Here is a 20,575-nt window from a genome sequence, read left to right as displayed (position 1 = left end):
ATACACGAGAAACCCCCACTTCAAGATCCGAAGGAGATAAGTGGCGGGAGTTTTCATGGAGGTTTGGGATATTTACGATAAAAATAGAAATAAAACAAATAAAACTCATATACGTGGTACTCCGTTAGCGGTTGGTGATTATCATATAGTTGTCCATGTCTGGATAAGGAATAAAAAAGATGAAATTCTTCTAACGAAAAGACATCCTGATAAACCTCATCCTAATCTATGGGAATGTTCAGGTGGCTCTATATTAGCAGGCGAAAATAGTCTCGATGGTGCTAATCGGAATTAACTTGTCTCGTTCTAATGGAAAACTGATAAAGAGCGAACGTAGGGATGTTTACAATGACTTTTATGATGTATGGCTTTTTAACCAAAGCTTTGAAATTACAGAAACCATACTTCAAAAAGATGAAGTGAGCGATATTAAATGGGTAACAAAATCAGAGCTTGAAAGCATGTATAATTCTAATTGCATAGTACCAACTCTTAGTTATTTTAAATTAATCTTTTAGCAAGTCTTTCTTTAACAAATGAGTGCTTTTGTTAAAGATGACCTACTGTTGATTTGAAATAAAGTGTGAGAAAAAACACCTTATAAACCCATACATTACGATAAATAAAAAGAATCCATTAAAAAAAGATTGATTAAAATGGATTCTTTTCTAGCAGATTTAAGTTTCGTTTTTATAAAAAAGTTTGATCGTTTTCTATCTTTAATCTTCCACAATAGCGCCCGATTGTGGAAAATCACCAAGCTTCTATTAGCTGGTTAGTTGAAGAAGAATTTGTTCCACAACTCTTAAGTTATGATACTTAAAAGTTAAATTCACCTCCTACAATCCCTTCAAAGCCGTCAATCTCCATCTTTTGAATTCCCTGACCATTGCTGATCCTAAGCCAAACAACTATACTACCTCTAGCAAAATAATTAACATATCATATTCAGGAAAGGTTAGTTAGCTAATAGCATATGTTTTATTGAAAGGGTGTGATTGAATTATGGGTCGGCAGAAATGGGGCGTTGGAGCATTAGTATTCGTTGGCTGCATGTTTCTTGGTGGAGGAGTGGGATCTTTGTTAGGAAGTTCCCAAATTGGATGGCTGATAGGAATGGGTGTTGGATTTCTTGGGATGGCTTTAACGAGACTGATTAGAAAAGAGTAGAACAGGGGTTCTTCTTCCAGTAAATAAGGCAATATGCATTTAAGTAATTACTTACATACTAGCCCTGTAACATGTAGTAATCGTACTCATACAAAGCCACTCTCTAATAGAAAGTGGCTCTTTTGGTTTTCGGCTCTGTTAAATTTCATTGCTGATTTTTAGTCAAATAAAAAGCCGATGTTTTACACAACGGGTTCTCTTTGGAGTACAAAATTAGAAATTACACAACTTTTGACAACACAAATCACAACATAATAGACCATCAATTGACACAAAGATTCGCTTGAAAGCGGGATTTTTTGCTTATTCAATTTGTAGCTTTGAAATAAAATTTGATCAAAAATACCTCGCAATCCCAAGTTTTACGATAAATAAAAAGAATCCATTTTGAAAAAAGATTGATCAAAATGGATTCTTCTCTAGCAGATTTAGGTTTGGTTTTTATAAAAAAGTTTGATCCTTTCTACCTATGTTGTTTCACAATCGCGCCCGATACTTGAATAAGCATTTTACTTATTTTAGCTGGAACATGCTTATTTTCTAATTTATACTTCATCTTTACTATTAATATAAGAATGTCTAAAAAACAAAAATAAAGGTAGAGCTAAAGATAACCCAACTGTAAACAGAGATAAAAGACAAATCCATTTATGTTTAATGTTATACTTTCGTGATTCATTAAACATAAATACCAAGAAAACAACACATGAGATTAAAAAATCAACTGCAAAAAAGGCCGATATCGTGTTAGTAAATAATAATTCTATTAATAAACCTAAATCAAGTCCATTATCCCTGAGGAACTGAATAAAAAATAATACGGAAAAACAGTACCAATTAGCCCTAAAATTAAATATAATTTTTTCACTGGATAATTTCCCCTTTTTAACAAAGTTACTATTAGATTACCATAACTAATTCTAAGATCGTTCAAAATATATATATTATTGAAGATTCCTTTACTAAACAATCTGGCCCGATTGCGGAACAAAAAAATCCTGCATATCATACAGGGATTTTAATCAAACTTTATTTTAAATCAATACCTACTCTCCTATTGTTGTAGTAGTAAATGAGGTTATATGTAGTAATAAAAAATGATAGATAAAGCCGATTATGTCTGCTTTTATCTATCATTTTCTATTACGTCATATAATGTGGAACATTCTATCGGAAGTCAGTAATCTAAAAGCTCAATAACACCTTTCGGTATTTTTAACAAAATTGAATAAAGGACTCATGTTTTTTTATGTGCATAAAAAGTTCAGGACATACTAACAGGTGAGGTTCAACTAATGAATTACAAACATCGCAATCTTTCTGACACCGAATTATCTAAATTGAAACTAAGATAGCACTTACATTGCTTTTATGTAAAACAATAAAAATAACGGTGTGGGAGTAGTGCCTTATAGGAGTAATGAAAAGAAGCAGCATGATTACAATTGTAAGTTTAAAAATTGTTATTGTTAGGAGGAAAATCGTCATGATTAAGCTTGTACTTCTTCGTCACGGTCAAAGTGTATGGAATTTGGAAAATAGGTTTACTGGATGGATGGACGTTGATATGTCTGCAAAAGGATTACAGGAAGCAAGAGAAGCAGCACAAATTTTAAAGGCGAATGATTATACGTTTGATGTGGCATACACTTCCGTGTTAAAACGAGCAATTAGAACGTTATGGATTATTCTTCATGAGATGGATCTCGCTTGGGTACCTATTTATAAAACATGGCATTTAAATGAAAGGCATTACGGTGCACTGCAAGGTTTAAATAAGGATGAAACGACTAAAAAATATGGGGAAGAACAAGTAAATATATGGCGCAGAAGTACAAATGTAAGACCGCCAGCACTTACGGAAAATGATCCGCGTTATGAAGTTTCAGATCCCAGATATAAATATCTCAAAGAAGGAGAATTTCCTCTTACAGAGTGTCTAGAAGATACAGAAAAACGAGTGCTTAAGTATTGGTATGAAGAAATTGCGCCAGTATTAAAAAGTGGTGAGAAAGTAATTATTTCCTCGCACGGTAATACAATTCGTTCACTTGTAAAATATTTAGATCACTTATCTGATGATGGAGTTGTAACGTTAAATATCCCTACAAGCATTCCGCTTGTGTATGAATTAGATGATAATTTACAACCGATTCGACATTATTATTTGAGCATGGATGGAGAAGTGCCAGAAGGAGAAATTCCGAAGCATATATCACTCTAATATGGACATGTAATAGAAGTTGGTAATTTATATATACGCAAGGAAAAAAATGAAAGAGGGTGTGTAGACACATCCTCTTTCATTATGGGCGAAGTCGTGAAATATGCTGAAACGCTTCTTTGTAATTTGTTATTTCTATTAGTGCTTTCTCTTCTTCACGAATTCGGATTGATAGAACAGCTAAGTTGAGGAAACTAAAAACAACAGCAGTGATATATGCTTGAAATAAAAGTGGAATGAGTAAAATTTCCAAGATTACAATCATGTAGTTGGGGTGCCGGATAAATTTATAAGGACCTTTTGTTGTTACAGAAGCGTTTGGCAAAACAATAATTTTGGTGTTCCAATACGAGCCGAGAGAAGTGATCGTCCAAACACGAAGGAGTTGAGTCAAAAATAAAAAAGTAAGAAGTATGTACCAAATAGGTGAAAGTTGACGATGAAAGATTGTAACCTCTAAAAAAATTGAAATGAGAAAGGAAGCATGAAGTAATACAATGTATTTATAATGTGCTTTTCCGAATTCTAGTGCGCCTTTTTGTTTCATATATCTCTCATTTCGTTTTGCAACTGCTAACTCTATGAGGCGTTGCATTACAATAAGAATGAAAACAATAAAAAAAATCATTGAATATCCTCCCAGCGTAGAAGGACTAACTCTGAACTAAAACCTGGTCCAAGTGCTCCAATTAATCCGAGTTCACCGCTTTTGTTGACAGTCTGTACATACTTTTGTAACACATACAATACAGTAGCAGACGACATATTTCCATATTCACGTAGTATATCAAAAGAAATCTGCATTTTCCGTGCGTCTATTCCTAGCGCATATTCATAAGCTTCTAGTACTTTTTTCCGCCAGGATGTACAATGAAATGAGAAAGATCACTAAGCTGAGTATGATTTTTCATTAAAAATTCTTTTACGTTCGGATGAAACCATGTACTAATAATACTTGGGATATCTTTGGAAAAGATAACGTACAATCCTTCATTTCTTACGTCCCATCCCATTACTTCTTCACTATCTTTCATAAGAGTAGATTGTGAATCAATATAAGAAGGAAGAATAGAAAGAGAAGACATAGCTGAAATATCCACTTCATCACCTGCTATTAAAGCACATGCTGCACCGTCAGCAAAAAGAGATGTTCCAATTAAGTTGCTTTTGGACAAATCATTGCGCTGAAATGTGAGACTGCATAATTCAACAGCAAGAACAAGGACTTTTGCTGTTGGAAAAGCTTTGCAATATTCAAAAGCTCTTGCTAATCCTGCTGCTCCGCCTGCACACCCAAGTCCCCAAAGCGGAATCCGTTTCGTATGTGAAGAAAAAGGTAAGACATTCATAATTCTCGCATCGATAGTTGGGGTTGCGAGTCCTGTAGAAGAAATATAAAACAATGCTTCAATCTCTTCTAGTTTCATATTTTGCTTCAAAAACGTTTTATTGGTTACGCAGTTTTCGATTGCTTGAGCACCGAGTTTAATGGAGCACTCTATATACGCATTATTTTTTTCCTCAAATGTATGATCATTTTCAAACCAAGATAGCTCTTTTGCGATATGGCGTTTTTCTATTTGTCCGTTTTCAAATACTTGTAGTAAACGTTTTATATCTTTAAAAGCATCTCCAAATAAATCTTTTGCAAAGTGGACGACTGTTCTTTGATCGATTATGTGAGGAGGTGGACAAATTCCAACTGATATAATTTTAGGCATAGCATCTACTCCATTTTTAATCATATAGATTATACAGTGCACATTTTTATGTGGAAGTATTCAAGAAATGAAAATAGATGATATATCAATTGAAAGTGGTACAATACTTATATAGAACTGTTTATTGTTTCAAAGTAAGAAGAAGCAGGCAAAATAAGAATTTCATTTTACCATGAGTAGAAAGAGGCGAGGTATATGTATACCAATCTAGAGGAATTAATTAAGCACCCTGTATTCCATCATTTTGCAGAAATTTCAAAGATTCCAAGAGGGTCTGGTAACGAGAAAGAGATTAGTGATTATTTAGTAAAGTTTGCACAAGATAGAAATTTAGAAGTTGTACAGGACAATGCGTTAAATGTCATTATGAAAAAACCGGCAACACATGGATATGAGAATGTGCCAACAATTATTATTCAAGGTCACATGGATATGGTATGTGAGAAGAATCAATCGACTGTTCATGATTTTGAGAAAGATCCAATTCAATTACGAATTGTCGAGGATATGCTGTATGCGAATCATACAACGTTAGGGGCAGATAATGGGATTGCTGTTGCATATGCTTTAGCTTTATTAGATGCAACAGATATTCCGCATCCTGCTCTTGAAGTAGTCATTACGACAGAAGAAGAAACAACGATGGGTGGCGCTTTTACAGTTGACCCTAGCCATTTTAGCGGTAAAATCTTTATTAACCTTGATTCAGAAGAAGATCATAAATTGTTAGTAAGCAGTGCAGGCGGTGCAAAAGCAGTTGAAACAATTCCCGTTGTTTGGGAAGAAACTCCAGCTCATGCGTTACCTTATCGCCTTTTTGTTGGTGGATTAAAAGGTGGACATTCTGGCATGGAAATTGATAAAGAAAGAGGAAATGCCAATAAAATTTTAGGTAGAGTTCTATACGATTTATCGAATGAATTTGCATTTTCGATGAGTGACGTCCATGGTGGATTAAAAACAAATGCAATCCCGCGTGAAAGTGCAGCAACGATTTTATTTTCTGAAAGTAATGTTCAAAAAGTAGAAGAGAAAGTAGAGCAGTGGACAAGCATTTTACAAGAAGAACTACGTGCTGTAGACCCAGATGTGTATGTTTCACTTACGAAGTTAGAAGAAACAGTTGAGAAGGTATTCGCACAAAAAACGCAAAAACAGCTTATTTCCTCATTATTTTTAATCCCTAATGGTATTCAAAGTATGAGTATGGATATAAAAGGACTAGTGGAAAGTTCTACAAACTTAGGTGTTGTTGAAACGTTACATAATGAAATTAAATTAAGAAACGAAGTAAGAAGTTCTGTAAAAAGCTTAAAACAACATATTGTAAATGAAATTAAGCATATTGCAGAATTAGTAGGAGCTCAGTTTGAAAAAGAATCTGAGTACCCAGAGTGGCCATATAATCCAAATTCCTCAATTCGCAGCTTATTTGAAAAAGTGCATAAAGAAAAGTATGACACAGATGCAGAGATTTTTGCGGTTCATGCGGGAATCGAGTGCGGCGTATTTATTGAAAAAATCCCAGGACTAGATGCAATTTCACTTGGACCAGATATGTTTCATGTGCATACACCAGATGAGCATGTAAGTATTCCTTCTGTTTTGAATAACTGGGAGTATTTTATTGAAGTATTGCGGGAGACGAAGTCTTTGGTTTAAATATGTTTGAGATGAAAAGAGATGCTTATATTTTTAGAGCATCTCTTTTTGTTTAGTTTATTAAGTCAGTTGACGACAATATTTAAATTACTACTAAAGTTGGTGAAAATTTAGTCAATATGTAGCAAGTATCTATAATTGAAAAAATGTAAAATGAATTTAAGAATCAAAATGTTAGAAGGGGAGAAAAACTAATTGAGTAGAGAAAATAATAAAAAGCTTGTGGTAATCACTGGAGTAACGCAAGGTTTAGGGCGGGCATTGATTGACCGGTTTTCTGAACTAGGTTGGTTGATAGTTGGATGCGGCCGCTCTAAGAGTAAGATTAAACAAATTAGGATTCAATTTGATGACAAACATGACTTTCAATCTGTTGATGTTTCGGACGATAAGGCTGTTAGAGCTTGGGGAGAATATATTCTTCAACGATATGGTGCACCAGATTTACTTATCAATAATGCTTCCATTGTTAATAAAAACTCACCGCTTTGGACTATTTCTTCGGAAGAATTTGCAAATGTTATGAATATCAATGTGAATGGTGTAGTCAATGTGATACGGTCATTTGTTCCAGCTATGATTCATAATAAACGAGGTGTCATTATCAACATTAGCTCTAGTTGGGGAAGATCTGGCGAAGCTAAACTTGCACCGTACTGTGCTTCCAAGTTTGCTATAGAGGGTTTGACTCAATCAATGGCATTAGAATTACCAAAAGAAATGGCAGTAGTTTCAATGGATCCAGGTGGTAGCATCGATACTCCGATGCTGCATTCGTGTGCGCCAGAATATATATCAAATTCCCCAACACCTGAAGCTTGGTCACATGTCGCTGTACCATACATGCTTAGTATCACATCCAAAGACAATGGAAAATCACTTACTTGTCCAAAGGTTTCCTAAAGTATCATACCTGATAGATACGAATATACACTTTGGTTTGGTAGTAAAATTTTTGTAAAAGGAGGTTCCATGTAAAATGGGAGACTGCTGCGGTGCTTCGAAAAATGCAACTAACGATGTTGTTTGTCCTTTATCCAAAACGAAAGGAAAACAAGTTAAATTGATTACGTTAAAAAGCTTGCTGAATGCTAATGCCTTGGCTCGATTGGAGTCAGATAAAACATACTATTTTTGTTCAGAGCAAGAATGTAATGTAGTGTACTTTAATGAAGAACAGCAAGTATTTATTAAAAACGATCTTAAAGTTCCTGTTCTTCAAAAAGATATAGAAGATGATGTTCCTGCTTGCTACTGTTTTAATTGGACACGAGCACGTATTCGTGAAGAAATAAAACAAACCGGAAAGAGCCAAGCGGTACAAGAGATATCAATGCATATTAAAGCAAACCGTTGTGGATGCGAGGTAAATAATCCTCAAGGTTCTTGTTGTTTAGGAAACGTATCTGCGTTTATAAAGCAAGTTGAAAAATAATATTATTAACTTCCGTTAACATCAATTATGTGAACGAAGCAAAAAATAGCTAGATCTTGTAGTAGTTATCTACCTCAACTCTAGCTATTTTTGTTTATCATATCTAGCGAGAAGACCCCTACCTCAAGTGTGAAGCGGTAGGTGGGGGGAGTTCAATCAGAATCAATAAGGTTAACAGCCCTAATTTTTATGTCGGGTTGTTGAGCTAATATTTGTTGTTTTGCTTCTTCTATATCACTCGCTTGTACTTTTCTGTAATACACAACTCCTTTAGGACATTGATATTCAACATTATAGTCTTTCTGTTTAGAGTCCATTTTTATCCCTCCTTGCATTATATAAATCTTTAAGGGAGTATCTTTTTTTATATTTTAGACATTGAACATTATTTCTTTGATCCACTCATTGCGTACAAATAAAAAATATAATCAGTCGGAGTTCCTGTATAACCTAACTGCCTTAACATAGCTGTTATATTTCCACGATGATATGTTCCGTGATTCACAACATGCTGTATCAATTCAAAAACATTCGTTTCCAGTTGCCCAAACTGAGGGTGTTTAGGAGAAACGGTTTTATCTAAGTTTTCTTGACGAGCAAAGAATGCTTTATAGTCTTCAGAGGAATTCAAAAATAACTGCTCCATTTCTTCCATACTAGTTCCTTTTATTTTTTCTGAAAGATGTATTGCTGATGCCTTTACTTCATCAAAAGGTTTGCCTAATAAAGTACCTAGCCAGATTGTATCAGTGATATACATATGTACAAATGTTTGTGAAATAGAGGGAAATACACTTTGTACTTCTGTAGACCAAACGTCTGTTGGTAATGTTTTTAAGTGTTCAAATAGCCTTTCGTTTGCCCATACGTGATAATCATACGTTTGTAATGGTGGATGTTTCATTAAAAATTCCTCCAGTTTCAGTTAATTTCAAATTTTAAAGGGATTAATTACTTTATATATACAACCAGCATTTATGACTTTCCTGTTTGAAACTATGAAAAAGCAGTTAATTAAAAGGGAAGGGAGTTTTTTACTTTGTCCTGCATAGTTTCTAACTTCTAAGCAAAAAGTAACGTTGGAGGTGAGCAAAGTGGGTCGAAAAACGAAACAGGATCCTTCCAGAGCAGGACTTGGTTCTTCACAAGTCGAAGGTCAAGGAACTACTACGCAAGAAACAGGTTCCATGAAAGTACCTTCATCAAATAAGAGACAAAAACGTAGTTAATCATAATTTTTCATGAGTTTACTGTGTAACGTAGTAAAGTAAAAAAGCCATTGGAATTATGTTTACTAATTCCAATGGCTTTTTTAGATGTTAAAATTAGCACTCCGTTATTTGAGCTGTAAAATCTCGAAAGTTGACTTGTTTGTAGAAATTAAAAAGACCGGGCAAGACGAAATCCAAGGTCGTCTATGCAAAATGACGGATGGCTACGACGACGACACGAAGCCCCACAACCCCTGGACTCTTCAGCCCAGCTACCTCCTCGGAAAATTCGGTAGGAGCCGTACACTCGTTCATCATATAAATCCCAGCACCACTCCCAAACATTACCTAACATATCATACAGACCCCATGCATTCGGTTCCTTTTTTCCGACTTCATGGATTTTGCCTCCTGAATTTTCATCATACCAGGCGATCTTATCAAGCTCTCCGTATCTATAACCAGTAGTCCCTGCTTTACATGCATATTGCCACTCTGCTTCTGAAGGAAGTCGATAGCCGTCTGATTCCCAATCATAAATAATGTTTTCACCATCATTACTTATAGAATAACACTCTTTCAGTCCAGCTTTTTGTGAAAGTAGATTACAAAAAGAAATTGCATCATTCCAAGAAATATTCACAACCGGTTTTAGATCTCCGTCAAAAGAATTAGGTGAGTTATTTGTAATAGCATAATAAAGATCCATAGTTACAGGATATCGGGCAAGAAGAAAAGGTCTTATTTCAACTTTCCATTTGCTTTTTATTCTATCGTCTCTTAATTCTATTTCTCCCCCTGGAATTTTTACCATTGGATAGTTAAGGTAATTCTTTATTTCATTTGCCACTCTACCTTCCTCCTAATGATATTGATTTTACAAATTTTACCTCGTGCAGAACCATTAAATCAATATAAAAATTACGTTGTTTTTTGCAGATAACTGCCTGTTATCCATTCATACTGTTTTTATGGCTGGGGGAGGAAGGGCGATCAACTATGGTGCCTTAGAGCCCATCCCTTAGTTGAAGAAGGAATAGTGTAATTCATTTCCTGTTGATATAACTCAACATTATCTAAAGTCAAAAAATGATGACCCCGCAGCAACTCGCAAAAATTACATTGACTGGCATTCATAAAAATAAACCAATCATTTGTCCAATGCCAATGCGAAGAACAATGGATATTATTTTTATGTTGTTTCCATCAGTTCATAGAAAATTGATGAGATTTGTATGCACAGTAAGTAGAAAAGCTCGTATGAATTAATAAAAAAACGATATCCTAAAAAGAAACACGCTATTCTTTTTGTGAAACTACTGGAAAAGATAGTGTGTTTTTTTATGTCTTTAAATGCTTCTTAACATGTCAATAATGAGTAATTAGGAGGAAAACACATATTAAATCAACAACTAAAAGAAACATTTGACATATATTAGTATCAGTTTAAAATGAAAGTGAGTACTCACTCATAAATATAAAGAGGAGGAAAGTTTATGTCTCCAACAAATGAGGCAGTATTGCTTAAAGGTGTTTCAAAGTACTTTGGAAAGAAGCAAGTGATTCAAGATATTTCATTTTCAGTCGGAGAAGCTGAAATTTTTGGTTTAGTTGGTCCGTCTGGTTCGGGGAAGACAACACTTATTAAAATGATTGCTGGTATTAGTGAAGCAACATCCGGGGAAGTAACAGCACTGCAAACAGTTATGCCGAATTTGAATGGAATGAAACAAATTGGCTATATGGCTCAAGCTGATGCATTGTATGATGAACTATCTGCTTATGAAAATGCTGATTTTATTGCTACAATGTACGGATTAAAAGGAAAGCAAAAGAAGGAGCGCATTTCTGAGGTTTTTGAGCTTGTCCAGTTATCTCAGGATGCCAAAAAGCAAGTACAGCATTTTTCAGGTGGAATGAAAAAGCGTTTATCACTTGCCATGTCACTGTTGCATGAACCTAAGCTTCTTATTTTAGATGAACCGACTGTTGGGATTGATCCTGTTCTTCGAAAATCGATTTGGGATAAGTTTTATGAGCTAAAAAAACAAGGTACAACAATTATTGTGACAACGCACATTATGGATGAAGCAGAGTTTTGTGAACGTCTTGGTTTAATTCGTGAAGGGAAGTTAATCGCAACGGGTTCTCCAGTTGAATTAAAAGAGCGAACAACATCGGGACGTATTGAGGATGTCTTTTTACTGGAAGGAGTGGTGGAGCGATGAGAGTGTTTGGAGTTGTTATCCGTATTATTCGTCAGTTTTTCCGAGATAAAAGGTCGCTTGCGCTTATGTTCGGAGCACCGATGTTACTTCTTTGGCTTCTTTCACTTGTATTCACACAAAAAGATTACAAGCCTCATATTGCTTTAGTTGATGTACCAGCACCAATTGTAGAATCAATGAAAAAGCAAGATGCTTCTTTTTATGAGTATGATAAGGAGAAAGCACGTAGTGAATTAGAAAATCAAGCAATTGATGCGATAGTTACTGTAGATCATGGAAAGATGAAAATAACGTTAGAAGGTAGCGATTCATCGAAAAATCGTGCTGTCATGCAAGTTTTGCAAAAGAGTATGGAGAAAAAAGAACCGACGACTATGAAGCCTGATGTTTCTTATTTACATGGATCAGCTGATTTTACTATGTTTGATGGATTAGGTCCGGTATTAATTGGCTTCTTTACATTCTTCTTTGTCTTTATTTTATCAGGAGTTTCATTTGTTCGAGAGCGTTTAAGCGGTACTTTGGAACGATTATTATCGACCCCAATTCGGCGTTGGGAGATTGTTGCAGGTTATATTATTGGATTCGGTATCTTTGCATTTTTACAATCTGTACTGATTGTTAGTTTTTCTGTGTATGTTCTTGATTTATATGTTGCAGGTTCACCTTGGCTCACGTTACTTATTACATGTATGCTGTCATTAACAGCACTAACACTTGGAACATTTTTATCAGCGTATGCAAACAATGAATTTCAAATGATTCAATTTATTCCATTGGTCATCGTACCGCAAATTTTCTTTTCGGGTTTATTTCCGATTGAGTCTATGAATAAGTGGTTACAACTATTAGGAAAGTTATTTCCTTTAACATACGGTGCAGATGCGATGCGGCAAGTTATGATTCGAAATCAAGGATTTAGTGAAATTGCCGTTGATCTTGGAGTTTTATTATTATTTGCGATTGTGTTTGCAGTAGGTAACGTATTTGCTTTGAAGAAGCATAGAAGAATATAATGGAAATAAAAGGAGTTTATAATGAAAGAGGATTGGTTAGAAGAATTAATTGCTGCCACAGGGACGGATAAGCGCAATGAAAGGCAAATGCGCATTTTAGAAGCAGCAGTGGACATGTTTAGTGAAAAAGGGTATTCGGCAACGTCAACGAGTGAAATTGCTAAGCGTGCGGGTGTAGCGGAAGGAACGATCTTCCGCTACTATAAAACGAAAAAAGATTTGTTGTTTGCCGTTGTGATGCCAACTTTAACGAAATTTGCCGCACCGTTTTTTGTGCAAACTTTTGCAAAAGAAATATTTGAAAATACGTATGATTCATATGAAAATTTTTTACGTGCTGTCATTCGGAATCGCTTTGAATTTGCAAGAAAACACTTTCCGATGCTGAAAATTTTAATTCAGGAAGTACCATTTCATCCTGAATTAAAAGATGAAATTCAACAATTACTAGCAAAAGAAATTTACTCTCGCTTTGAAAAAATCGTTGATCATTTTCAGAAGCAGGGACAAATTATTGAACTTCCCAAGCCGGCGGTATTACGGTTTACATTATCACCTGTTATTGGTTTAATTTTAACTCGTTTTTTATTACTACCAGAAGAAAAATGGGATGATGATGCTGAAATCGAGTCTACAGTTCAATTCATTTTATACGGGCTAACACCTCGGAGGTAATAATATGAGGCAATTTGTAAAACCAACAGTTGTCGTAAGTAAATGTTTAGAATTTGAAGCATGCCGTTATAATGGTGACAAGATTTCTGATGCAACAGTGCGTAATTTACAGCCGTATGTAGAATTCATTCCAGTTTGTCCAGAAGTGGAGATTGGACTTAGCATTCCAAGAGAAACGATTCGTATTGTTGAACAAGATGGGATACAAAAATTAGTGCAGCCATCAACAGGAGATGATTTAACGGAGAAAATGCAGCAGTTTTCAGATGTATTTTTATCTTCTCTACCGGATATAGATGGTTTTATTTTGAAAAATAGGTCTCCAAGTTGCGGAACTCGTGATGTGAAAATATATGCTGGGGTAGGAAAAGCACCAACAAAAGGAAAGGGTGCGGGTTTATTTGGTAGTGCAGTATTAGCTACCTTTTCGCATTTAGCAATTGAGGAAGAAGGAAGATTGTCGAATTTTATCATACGTGAACATTTCTTTACGCAGTTATTTACGATTGCTCATTTTAAAACGTTAAAGAAAAAGAAAAACATGAAGGCTTTAGTTGAATTTCAATCTGATTATAAATACTTATTTATGGCGTACAATCAGACGAAGCAAAAAGAATTAGGGCGTATCATTGCTAATCAGGAAAAATGTCCGATTGATGAAGTATTTGCAAACTATGAAAAAACATTGTATGAGTTGTTAAAACGTACACCGCGGTATACATCAAATATAAACGTATGTCAGCATATTTTTGGCTATTTTAAAAATAAATTGAAGAAAGAAGAGAAAGATCATTTTCTTTCTTTACTTAGTAAGTATGCAGAAAAGAAAATACCATTAAGCAGTATTCTCACTATTTTAAAATCGTGGGCACTTCGGTTTGAGGAAACATATTTACTGAGACAAACATATTTTGAACCGTATCCAGAAGTTTTAGTAGAAATCACAGATTCTGGAAAAGGAAGAGATTATTAAACAAAAAACTACATAATTCGACCTTTTAATTCCTATGTTGTTGTAGAACAATGTAGGAATTTTTCGTGCATTAGTACAGAATCTGTTTTACAATTGAATTATGACAGAATTATAGCAATTATCTCACTACTGTTCGTTCTTTTTTTGAGGCAAGATTTGTACTATATACGCGCACGCTGTCGAAATAACGAATTCGATAAGGGGTGTGACAAATGGAATTTACTCTTACTAGAGAAAAACAAATGATCAAAGAAATGGTGCGCGACTTTGCTGAAAAGGAAATCGCTCCAAAAGCGGTGTATTACGACAAAACGGCAGAATTCCCATATGAAACGTTTCAAAAGATGGGCGAACTTGGTTTGTTAGGAATCCCATTCCCTGAAGAATACGGTGGTTCTGGCGGCGATACGTTATCGTATGCATTAGCAGTTGAAGAAATTGGCCGCGCTTGTGGTGGTACAGGATTAAGTTATGCTGCAACAATCTCACTGGGCGCTTCTCCTATCTATTATTTTGGTACAGAAGAACAAAAACAAAAATATTTAGTTCCAATGGCATCTGGTAAGACACTTGGTGCATTTGGATTAACAGAGCCAAATGCTGGATCTGATGCTGGTGGAACACAAACGAAAGCGGTGTTAGATGGCGATGAGTATGTAATTAGCGGCGAGAAGTGCTGGATTACAAATGCTGAGTATGCGAATACGATTATTGTAACCGCTATCAATGGTGTTGAGGAAAGTGGTAAGAAGCGAATTTCTGCTTTTATCGTACCGACAAATAGCGAAGGATTAACAATTTCTAGTCCGTACGACAAAATGGGTGTTCGTGCTTCGAATACATGTGAGATTGTTTTAGATGGCGTTCGTGTACCAAAGGAAAATATCCTTGGGGATGTAAATAAAGGATTTAAACAATTTTTATATACGTTAGATGGTGGTCGCATTTCCATTGCTTCATTAGCAGTAGGGATTGCTCAATCTGCATTTGAGCGTGCATTGCAATACGCAAAGGAGCGTAAACAATTTGGTCGTTCTCTATCAAACTTCCAAGCAATTCAATTTAAATTGGCAGATATGGCAACAGAAATTGAATTAGCACGCAATATGGTACATAAAGCTGCTTGGTTAAAAGACAATGATAAGCCATTTGGAAAAGAAGCTGCGATGGCAAAACTTTTTGCCTCTGAAACAGCAAGCCGTGTATCAAATCAAGCGGTTCAAATTCATGGTGGTTACGGTTATATGCGTGAGTATGAAGTAGAGCGTCATATTCGTGATGCAAAGTTATTAGAAATTGGTGAAGGTACTTCTGAAATTCAGCGTCTCGTTATTTCAAGACATTTAGGATGTCGTTAATAGGAGGGTTCACTATGTTTCGAAAAATATTAATTGCGAACCGCGGTGAAATTGCTGTTCGTATTATAAAGACGTGTCAAAAACTTGGGATTCGTACAGTTGCGATTTATTCAGAAGCTGATGAGTTTGCACTTCATGTGAAAATGGCAAATGAAGCATATCTTGTTGGTGGGCCGCGTGTTCAGGAGAGTTATTTAAATCTTGAAAAAATTATTGAAATTGCAAAAGAAACAAATGTAGAGGCAATTCACCCAGGTTATGGATTGTTATCAGAAAATCCAACATTTGCAGCGCGCTGCGAAGAAGAAGGAATTGTCTTCATTGGTCCTTCTAAAGATGTTATTGCGAAGATGGGAAGTAAAATTGAGTCCCGAAAAGCAATGCTAGAAGCTGAAGTTCCAATTGTACCTGGTATTTCAACTAGCATTCCAACAGTTGAAGAAGCGAAAGAAATTGCAAGTCAAATTGGTTATCCACTTATGTTAAAAGCGTCTGCTGGCGGCGGAGGCATTGGTATGCAAGTGATTGAAACTGAACAAGCGCTCACTCAAGCGTTTGAAAGTAATCAAACTCGTGCAAAAAATTTCTTCGGAAACGGAGAAATGTATATGGAACGATTGATTACAAATGCGCATCATATTGAGATTCAAGTGCTTGCTGATAAACAGGGGAATACAGTGTATTTGTGGGAACGTGAATGCTCTGTGCAGCGCCGCAATCAAAAAGTAATTGAAGAAGCGCCATCTCCATTTTTAGATGAAGAAACGCGCAAGGCGATGGGAGAAGTTGCGGTAAAAGCTGCGAAAGCACTTGGTTATGCGAATGCAGGGACAATTGAATTTCTCGTTGATGATGAGAAAAACTTCTATTTCTTAGAAATGAATACGAGATTACAAGTAGAGCACCCGGTAACAGAAGAAATTACAGGTCTTGATTTAGTAGAGCAACAACTGCGCATCGCATCAGGCGAAACACTTTCGTTTACGCAGGACGAAGTAAAACGCAGTGGTCATGCCATTGAAGCTCGTATTTATGCGGAAGATCCAAAAACATTTTTCCCATCACCAGGGAAGATCAAGTCTCTTTCTCTTCCAACATCAGTTCGCGTCGATCATTTCTTAGAAGATGGTGTAACAATTACACCGTTTTATGATCCAATGATTGCAAAAATCATTGCACATGGTGAAACGCGTGCAGATGCAATTCAAAAATTGCAAGTGGCATTAGAAGAATTGCAAGTGGAAGGTATTAAAACCAATACGCCGATGCTTCTGCAAGTGTTAGAAGATGAAGTATTCCAAAGTGGTATTTACACAACAAGCTTTGTCACGAAACAGCTTGTGAAAAAATAAAGGCTACGAAATTTAAAGGAGGAAATAATGATGACAAAAGTGTATGCATCGATGGCAGGAAATGTTTGGAAAATCGTGGTAGGTGTAGGAGATACAGTAGAGGAAGATCAAGACGTCGTCATTTTAGAATCTATGAAAATGGAAATTCCGATCGCTGTAGAAGAATCTGGCACAGTTATGAAGATCCTTGTGCAAGAGGGCGATTTTGTTAATGAGGGAGATGTATTAGTAGAAATTGAATAATTAGAAACGGGGTGTAATCGATTGAAACTACCTTCTTTTGCTTCTATTAAAGAAGTTGGACCGCGTGATGGTTTGCAAAATGAAAAGAAAATTGTTGGCTCAAAAGATAAAGTGAAATGGATTCATATGTTAGCAGACGCAGGTCTTTCTTATATTGAAGTTTCATCTTTCGTTCACCCTAAATGGATTCCTGCTTTAGCAGATGCACAAGATGTGTTTACAATGCTTGAGCGGAAACCACATGTTACATATGCAGCTCTCGTTCCAAATCAAAATGGTTTGGAACGGGCGCTTTTGCAAGATGTAGATGAGGTGAACGTCTTTTTATCTGCTAGTGAAACGCATAATAAGAAAAATATTAATAAATCAATTGATGAAGCACTTTCTGTTATTGAAGATATAACGAAACAATCGCTATTTGCTGGGAAAACGGTACGTGGTTACGTATCTACTGTGTTTGGTTGTCCGTATGAGGGCGAAATAAGCATTCATGCCGTTGATGAACTTTGTGACAAATTGTTTTCGTACGGTATTTATGAAGTATCGCTTGGAGATACGATTGGGGTAGCAAATCCAGCACAAGTAGAACGTGTGCTAGAGCATTTACTCAAAAAATATGATTCTTCTAAATTTGCGATGCACTTTCATAACACGTACGGCATGGCACTTGCCAATGTTGTGAAATCATTAGAATGCGGTGTTACAACATTTGATAGTTCGTGCGGTGGTCTTGGCGGATGCCCGTATGCACCAGGTGCGTCTGGAAACGTCGCAACAAATGATTTAGTTCACATGCTTCATAAAATGGGCGTGCAGACAAATGTAAATGAAGAAAAGTTATTACAGGCAACGAAATTTATTCAAAGCAAGCTCGATATGCAGATTCCAAGCCATGTATACCGTGCCTTGCAACATAAAACAGTGAGTAGGTGATCCCATGTTACAGCTGCAAAATATTTCAGTTGAATTCGTAACTCCTCATATTGTGAAAGTGATGTTAAATCGTGAACGACAAGCAAATGCTTTATCACTTGCTCTTTTAGAAGAATTACAAGAGACACTTAGTCGTATTAACGAAAAAAATGATGTCCGTGTCGTAATGATTACGGGTGCAGGTGCAAAAGCATTTTGTGCAGGTGCAGATTTAAAAGAACGCGCGAATATGAACGAAGAACAAGTGCGCCATGCAGTTGGGATGATTCGCTCTACAATGGATATGGTAGAACAATTATCACAACCTGTTATTGCAGTTCTAAATGGAATTGCGCTTGGTGGCGGTACAGAATTAAGTCTTGCTTGTGATATTCGCATTGCTTCTGACACAGCAAGTCTTGGTCTAACAGAAACTTCGCTTGCGATTATTCCAGGAGCCGGTGGTACGCAGCGTCTTCCGCGTTTAATTGGAATTGGACGTGCAAAAGAATTAATTTATACAGCAAGACGTATTTCAGCTGAAGAAGCAAAGGAATATGGACTTGTAGAATATGTTGTTCCTGCTGATGAACTAGAAGAAAAAGCAATTGAAATTGCAAAGCAAATTGCAGAGAATGGTCCAATTGCTGTTCGCCTTGCGAAAGAAGCGATTACAAATGGTATGCAAGTAGATTTAAAGACTGGTTTACAAATGGAAAAGCAAGCGTATGAAGGAGTGATTCATACGCAAGATCGCTTAGAAGGATTACAAGCATTTCGTGAAAAACGGAAGCCGATTTATAAGGGGGAATGAACATGCTAGATCAAAAACAACAATCTCGTACATTAGAAGAACGCGTAGAAACGATAAAGCAAGGCGGCGCACCGAAATATCATGAGCAAAATACAGCAAAAGGGAAACTGTTTGTTCGTGATCGTTTGGCGCTTTTGTTTGATAACGGTGAGTACGTAGAAGATGCGTTATTTGCAAACTGCGAACAAGAGGGCTTACCTGCTGATGGAGTTGTTACTGCAACTGGTAAAGTAAATGGGCGCACTGTTTGTGTAATGGCAAACGATTCTACCGTAAAAGCAGGATCATGGGGATCTCGTACAGTAGAAAAGATTTTACGTATTCAAGAAACAGCTGAAAAATTACGTGTACCGCTCTTTTATCTTGTTGACTCCGCTGGCGCACGTATTACTGACCAAGTTGAAATGTTCCCAGGAAGACGCGGCGCAGGGCGCATTTTCTATAACCAAGTAAAATTATCCGGAAAAGTACCGCAAATTTGTTTACTATTTGGTCCATCGGCTGCTGGCGGTGCATATATTCCTGCTTTCTGTGACGTTGTTATGATGGTTGAAGGAAATGCATCTATGTATCTTGGTTCACCTCGTATGGCTGAGATGGTAATCGGTGAAAAAGTAACATTAGAAGAAATGGGCGGAGCACGTATGCATTGCTCTGTATCTGGTTGCGGAGATGTCCTGTGCAAAACAGAAGAAGATGCAATTTCAAATGCACGTCAATATATTTCTTACTTTCCAAGTAACTACTTAGAAAAAGCTCCAATGACAGAACCTCAAGAACCGAAAGAATTTGAAAAAACATTAGAACAAATTATCCCGGAAAATCAAAATGCACCTTTTAATATGCTTGATTTAATTAAACGTATTATTGATGAAGACTCTTTCTTTGAAGTGAAAAAATTATTTGCACAAGAACTTATTACTGGATTTGCACGTATTAACGGTATGCCAGTTGGAATTATTGCGAACCAGCCTCGTATGAAAGGCGGCGTATTATTCCACGATTCCGCTGATAAAGCAGCAAAATTTATTACATTATGCGATGCGTACCACATTCCACTTTTATTCTTAGCTGATGTACCAGGCTTTATGATTGGTACAAAAGTAGAGCGTGCTGGTATTATCCGTCACGGTGCAAAAATGATTTCTGCGATGAGCGAAGCAACTGTACCGAAAATTTCTATTGTTGTACGAAAAGCATACGGTGCTGGTTTATATGCGATGGCAGGCCCTGCATTTGAACCTGATTGCTGCCTTGCACTTCCGACAGCTTCAATTGCAGTAATGGGTCCAGAAGCAGCGGTAAACGCAGTGTATGCAAATAAAATTGCAGCACTTCCAGAAGAAGAGCGTCCAAGCTTTATCGCTCAAAAACGTGAAGAGTACAAGCAAGATATTGATATTTATCGTCTTGCATCAGAAATGGTGATTGATGGTATTGTTCATCCGAATCAATTACGCGCGGAATTGAAGCAACGTTTTGAAATGTATATGAGTAAATATCAAGTATTTACGGATCGAAAACATCCAGTTTACCCAGTATAAAGTGAAACTTCCATCAGTGGAAGCCTTTGCTGGTAAG

Annotated in this window: 22 protein-coding genes and 2 pseudogenes; 18 read left to right on the top strand and 6 right to left on the bottom strand. The window is 36.3% G+C overall.

What is annotated here, in order from left to right; genetic code table 11:
• Positions 1–55 precede the first annotated feature (55 nt).
• Positions 56–295, top strand: coding sequence for an NUDIX domain-containing protein (locus tag ACEWFJ_RS14360; RefSeq protein ID WP_473689024.1), 240 nt, complete (start codon positions 56–58; stop codon positions 293–295).
• A gap of 710 nt (positions 296–1,005) precedes the next feature.
• Positions 1,006–1,170, top strand: a complete 165-nt coding sequence (locus ACEWFJ_RS14355) for a hypothetical protein (RefSeq protein WP_473689023.1) — start codon at positions 1,006–1,008, stop codon at positions 1,168–1,170.
• 545 nt (positions 1,171–1,715) lie between these two features.
• On the opposite strand, the gene ACEWFJ_RS14350 is transcribed toward ACEWFJ_RS14355, so the two are convergent.
• On the bottom strand, positions 1,716–1,937 hold the full coding sequence (locus ACEWFJ_RS14350; protein ID WP_473692507.1) for a DUF2834 domain-containing protein: 222 nt from the start codon (positions 1,935–1,937) through the stop codon (positions 1,716–1,718).
• Positions 1,938–2,656: 719 nt separating this feature from the next.
• On the opposite strand from ACEWFJ_RS14350, the gene gpmA reads away from it, so the two are divergent.
• Positions 2,657–3,394 (top strand): 2,3-diphosphoglycerate-dependent phosphoglycerate mutase, encoded by a 738-nt coding sequence (gene gpmA / locus ACEWFJ_RS14345; protein ID WP_098307404.1) that lies wholly within the window; start codon positions 2,657–2,659, stop codon positions 3,392–3,394.
• An 82-nt stretch (positions 3,395–3,476) separates the two neighbouring features.
• Here the strand turns inward: gpmA and ACEWFJ_RS14340 are convergent, their stop codons facing one another.
• Together ACEWFJ_RS14340 and ACEWFJ_RS14335 are read right to left on the bottom strand one after the other, a co-directional pair.
• On the bottom strand, positions 3,477–4,022 hold the full coding sequence (locus ACEWFJ_RS14340; protein WP_473689022.1) for an isoprenylcysteine carboxyl methyltransferase family protein: 546 nt from the start codon (positions 4,020–4,022) through the stop codon (positions 3,477–3,479).
• A pseudogene (locus ACEWFJ_RS14335) lies at positions 4,019–5,115 on the bottom strand (type III polyketide synthase). Before ACEWFJ_RS14335 ends, ACEWFJ_RS14340 begins: the two are co-directional and overlap by 4 nt.
• A gap of 195 nt (positions 5,116–5,310) precedes the next feature.
• Here ACEWFJ_RS14335 and ACEWFJ_RS14330 point away from each other — a divergent pair.
• From ACEWFJ_RS14330 to ACEWFJ_RS14320, 3 genes are all read left to right on the top strand, one after another.
• Positions 5,311–6,777: an aminoacyl-histidine dipeptidase gene (locus tag ACEWFJ_RS14330; RefSeq protein WP_473689021.1), complete on the top strand. Its 1,467-nt coding sequence runs from the start codon at positions 5,311–5,313 to the stop codon at positions 6,775–6,777.
• Positions 6,778–6,972: 195 nt separating this feature from the next.
• On the top strand, positions 6,973–7,680 hold the full coding sequence (locus ACEWFJ_RS14325; RefSeq protein ID WP_473689020.1) for an SDR family oxidoreductase: 708 nt from the start codon (positions 6,973–6,975) through the stop codon (positions 7,678–7,680).
• Between the two features lie 76 nt (positions 7,681–7,756).
• On the top strand, positions 7,757–8,212 hold the full coding sequence (locus ACEWFJ_RS14320) for a putative iron-sulfur cluster-binding metallochaperone (protein ID WP_473689019.1): 456 nt from the start codon (positions 7,757–7,759) through the stop codon (positions 8,210–8,212).
• 152 nt (positions 8,213–8,364) lie between these two features.
• On the opposite strand, the gene ACEWFJ_RS14315 is transcribed toward ACEWFJ_RS14320, so the two are convergent.
• On the bottom strand, positions 8,365–8,529 hold the full coding sequence (locus ACEWFJ_RS14315) for a hypothetical protein (protein ID WP_473689018.1): 165 nt from the start codon (positions 8,527–8,529) through the stop codon (positions 8,365–8,367).
• Positions 8,530–8,597: 68 nt separating this feature from the next.
• Positions 8,598–9,116, bottom strand: a complete 519-nt coding sequence (locus ACEWFJ_RS14310) for a DinB family protein (RefSeq protein WP_473689017.1) — start codon at positions 9,114–9,116, stop codon at positions 8,598–8,600.
• Positions 9,117–9,306: 190 nt separating this feature from the next.
• On the opposite strand from ACEWFJ_RS14310, the gene ACEWFJ_RS14305 reads away from it, so the two are divergent.
• Positions 9,307–9,441, top strand: a complete 135-nt coding sequence (locus ACEWFJ_RS14305; protein ID WP_098307419.1) for a YuzL family protein — start codon at positions 9,307–9,309, stop codon at positions 9,439–9,441.
• A 151-nt stretch (positions 9,442–9,592) separates the two neighbouring features.
• Here the strand turns inward: ACEWFJ_RS14305 and ACEWFJ_RS14300 are convergent, their stop codons facing one another.
• Positions 9,593–10,237 (bottom strand): formylglycine-generating enzyme family protein, encoded by a 645-nt coding sequence (locus ACEWFJ_RS14300; protein ID WP_473692505.1) that lies wholly within the window; start codon positions 10,235–10,237, stop codon positions 9,593–9,595.
• A 293-nt stretch (positions 10,238–10,530) separates the two neighbouring features.
• On the opposite strand from ACEWFJ_RS14300, the pseudogene ACEWFJ_RS14295 reads away from it, so the two are divergent.
• From ACEWFJ_RS14295 to ACEWFJ_RS14245, 11 genes and pseudogenes are all read left to right on the top strand, one after another.
• Positions 10,531–10,692 (top strand): annotated as a pseudogene (locus tag ACEWFJ_RS14295) (oxidoreductase); the annotation flags it as partial.
• A 227-nt stretch (positions 10,693–10,919) separates the two neighbouring features.
• On the top strand, positions 10,920–11,651 hold the full coding sequence (locus tag ACEWFJ_RS14290) for an ABC transporter ATP-binding protein (RefSeq protein ID WP_473689016.1): 732 nt from the start codon (positions 10,920–10,922) through the stop codon (positions 11,649–11,651).
• Positions 11,648–12,667: an ABC transporter permease gene (locus ACEWFJ_RS14285; RefSeq protein WP_098307429.1), complete on the top strand. Its 1,020-nt coding sequence runs from the start codon at positions 11,648–11,650 to the stop codon at positions 12,665–12,667. Before ACEWFJ_RS14290 ends, ACEWFJ_RS14285 begins: the two co-directional genes overlap by 4 nt.
• Before the next feature lie 21 nt (positions 12,668–12,688).
• Positions 12,689–13,342, top strand: coding sequence for a TetR/AcrR family transcriptional regulator (locus ACEWFJ_RS14280; protein ID WP_253629489.1), 654 nt, complete (start codon positions 12,689–12,691; stop codon positions 13,340–13,342).
• A gap of 4 nt (positions 13,343–13,346) precedes the next feature.
• The gene (locus ACEWFJ_RS14275) at positions 13,347–14,315 is read left to right on the top strand and encodes a YbgA family protein (RefSeq protein WP_473689015.1); all 969 of its coding nucleotides are present in this window, start codon (positions 13,347–13,349) and stop codon (positions 14,313–14,315) included.
• 212 nt (positions 14,316–14,527) lie between these two features.
• Positions 14,528–15,673: an acyl-CoA dehydrogenase gene (locus ACEWFJ_RS14270; RefSeq protein ID WP_098307434.1), complete on the top strand. Its 1,146-nt coding sequence runs from the start codon at positions 14,528–14,530 to the stop codon at positions 15,671–15,673.
• Between the two features lie 14 nt (positions 15,674–15,687).
• On the top strand, positions 15,688–17,025 hold the full coding sequence (locus tag ACEWFJ_RS14265; protein ID WP_098307436.1) for an acetyl-CoA carboxylase biotin carboxylase subunit: 1,338 nt from the start codon (positions 15,688–15,690) through the stop codon (positions 17,023–17,025).
• A 27-nt stretch (positions 17,026–17,052) separates the two neighbouring features.
• Complete coding sequence (locus ACEWFJ_RS14260) at positions 17,053–17,268, top strand: acetyl-CoA carboxylase biotin carboxyl carrier protein subunit (RefSeq protein ID WP_098307438.1); 216 nt, start codon at positions 17,053–17,055, stop codon at positions 17,266–17,268.
• Positions 17,269–17,289: 21 nt separating this feature from the next.
• Positions 17,290–18,201: a hydroxymethylglutaryl-CoA lyase gene (locus ACEWFJ_RS14255; RefSeq protein WP_473689014.1), complete on the top strand. Its 912-nt coding sequence runs from the start codon at positions 17,290–17,292 to the stop codon at positions 18,199–18,201.
• A gap of 4 nt (positions 18,202–18,205) precedes the next feature.
• Positions 18,206–18,994, top strand: a complete 789-nt coding sequence (locus tag ACEWFJ_RS14250; protein ID WP_098307442.1) for an enoyl-CoA hydratase — start codon at positions 18,206–18,208, stop codon at positions 18,992–18,994.
• A gap of 2 nt (positions 18,995–18,996) precedes the next feature.
• The gene (locus ACEWFJ_RS14245; protein ID WP_473689013.1) at positions 18,997–20,538 is read left to right on the top strand and encodes an acyl-CoA carboxylase subunit beta; all 1,542 of its coding nucleotides are present in this window, start codon (positions 18,997–18,999) and stop codon (positions 20,536–20,538) included.
• Positions 20,539–20,575 lie beyond the last annotated feature (37 nt).

The organism is Bacillus sp. EA-CB0995 (genome assembly GCF_055814245.1).
This window is presented reverse-complemented; position numbering and strand designations above follow the sequence as displayed.

Bases quoted from the DNA above. Each gene is read 5' to 3' on its own strand.
- ACEWFJ_RS14340 (WP_473689022.1), bottom strand. From the start codon at position 4,022: ATGATTTTTTTTATTGTTTTCATTCTTATTGTAATGCAACGCCTCATA.
- ACEWFJ_RS14310 (WP_473689017.1), bottom strand. From the start codon at position 9,116: ATGAAACATCCACCATTACAAACGTATGATTATCACGTATGGGCAAAC.
- ACEWFJ_RS14275 (WP_473689015.1), top strand. From the start codon at position 13,347: ATGAGGCAATTTGTAAAACCAACAGTTGTCGTAAGTAAATGTTTAGAA.
- ACEWFJ_RS14300 (WP_473692505.1), bottom strand. From the start codon at position 10,237: ATGGTAAAAATTCCAGGGGGAGAAATAGAATTAAGAGACGATAGAATA.
- ACEWFJ_RS14265 (WP_098307436.1), top strand. From the start codon at position 15,688: ATGTTTCGAAAAATATTAATTGCGAACCGCGGTGAAATTGCTGTTCGT.
- ACEWFJ_RS14360 (WP_473689024.1), top strand. From the start codon at position 56: ATGGAGGTTTGGGATATTTACGATAAAAATAGAAATAAAACAAATAAA.
- ACEWFJ_RS14320 (WP_473689019.1), top strand. From the start codon at position 7,757: ATGGGAGACTGCTGCGGTGCTTCGAAAAATGCAACTAACGATGTTGTT.
- ACEWFJ_RS14250 (WP_098307442.1), top strand. From the start codon at position 18,206: ATGTTACAGCTGCAAAATATTTCAGTTGAATTCGTAACTCCTCATATT.
- ACEWFJ_RS14315 (WP_473689018.1), bottom strand. From the start codon at position 8,529: ATGGACTCTAAACAGAAAGACTATAATGTTGAATATCAATGTCCTAAA.
- ACEWFJ_RS14245 (WP_473689013.1), top strand. From the start codon at position 18,997: ATGCTAGATCAAAAACAACAATCTCGTACATTAGAAGAACGCGTAGAA.
- ACEWFJ_RS14285 (WP_098307429.1), top strand. From the start codon at position 11,648: ATGAGAGTGTTTGGAGTTGTTATCCGTATTATTCGTCAGTTTTTCCGA.
- ACEWFJ_RS14280 (WP_253629489.1), top strand. From the start codon at position 12,689: ATGAAAGAGGATTGGTTAGAAGAATTAATTGCTGCCACAGGGACGGAT.
- ACEWFJ_RS14290 (WP_473689016.1), top strand. From the start codon at position 10,920: ATGTCTCCAACAAATGAGGCAGTATTGCTTAAAGGTGTTTCAAAGTAC.
- ACEWFJ_RS14330 (WP_473689021.1), top strand. From the start codon at position 5,311: ATGTATACCAATCTAGAGGAATTAATTAAGCACCCTGTATTCCATCAT.
- ACEWFJ_RS14270 (WP_098307434.1), top strand. From the start codon at position 14,528: ATGGAATTTACTCTTACTAGAGAAAAACAAATGATCAAAGAAATGGTG.
- gpmA (WP_098307404.1), top strand. From the start codon at position 2,657: ATGATTAAGCTTGTACTTCTTCGTCACGGTCAAAGTGTATGGAATTTG.
- ACEWFJ_RS14260 (WP_098307438.1), top strand. From the start codon at position 17,053: ATGATGACAAAAGTGTATGCATCGATGGCAGGAAATGTTTGGAAAATC.
- ACEWFJ_RS14355 (WP_473689023.1), top strand. From the start codon at position 1,006: ATGGGTCGGCAGAAATGGGGCGTTGGAGCATTAGTATTCGTTGGCTGC.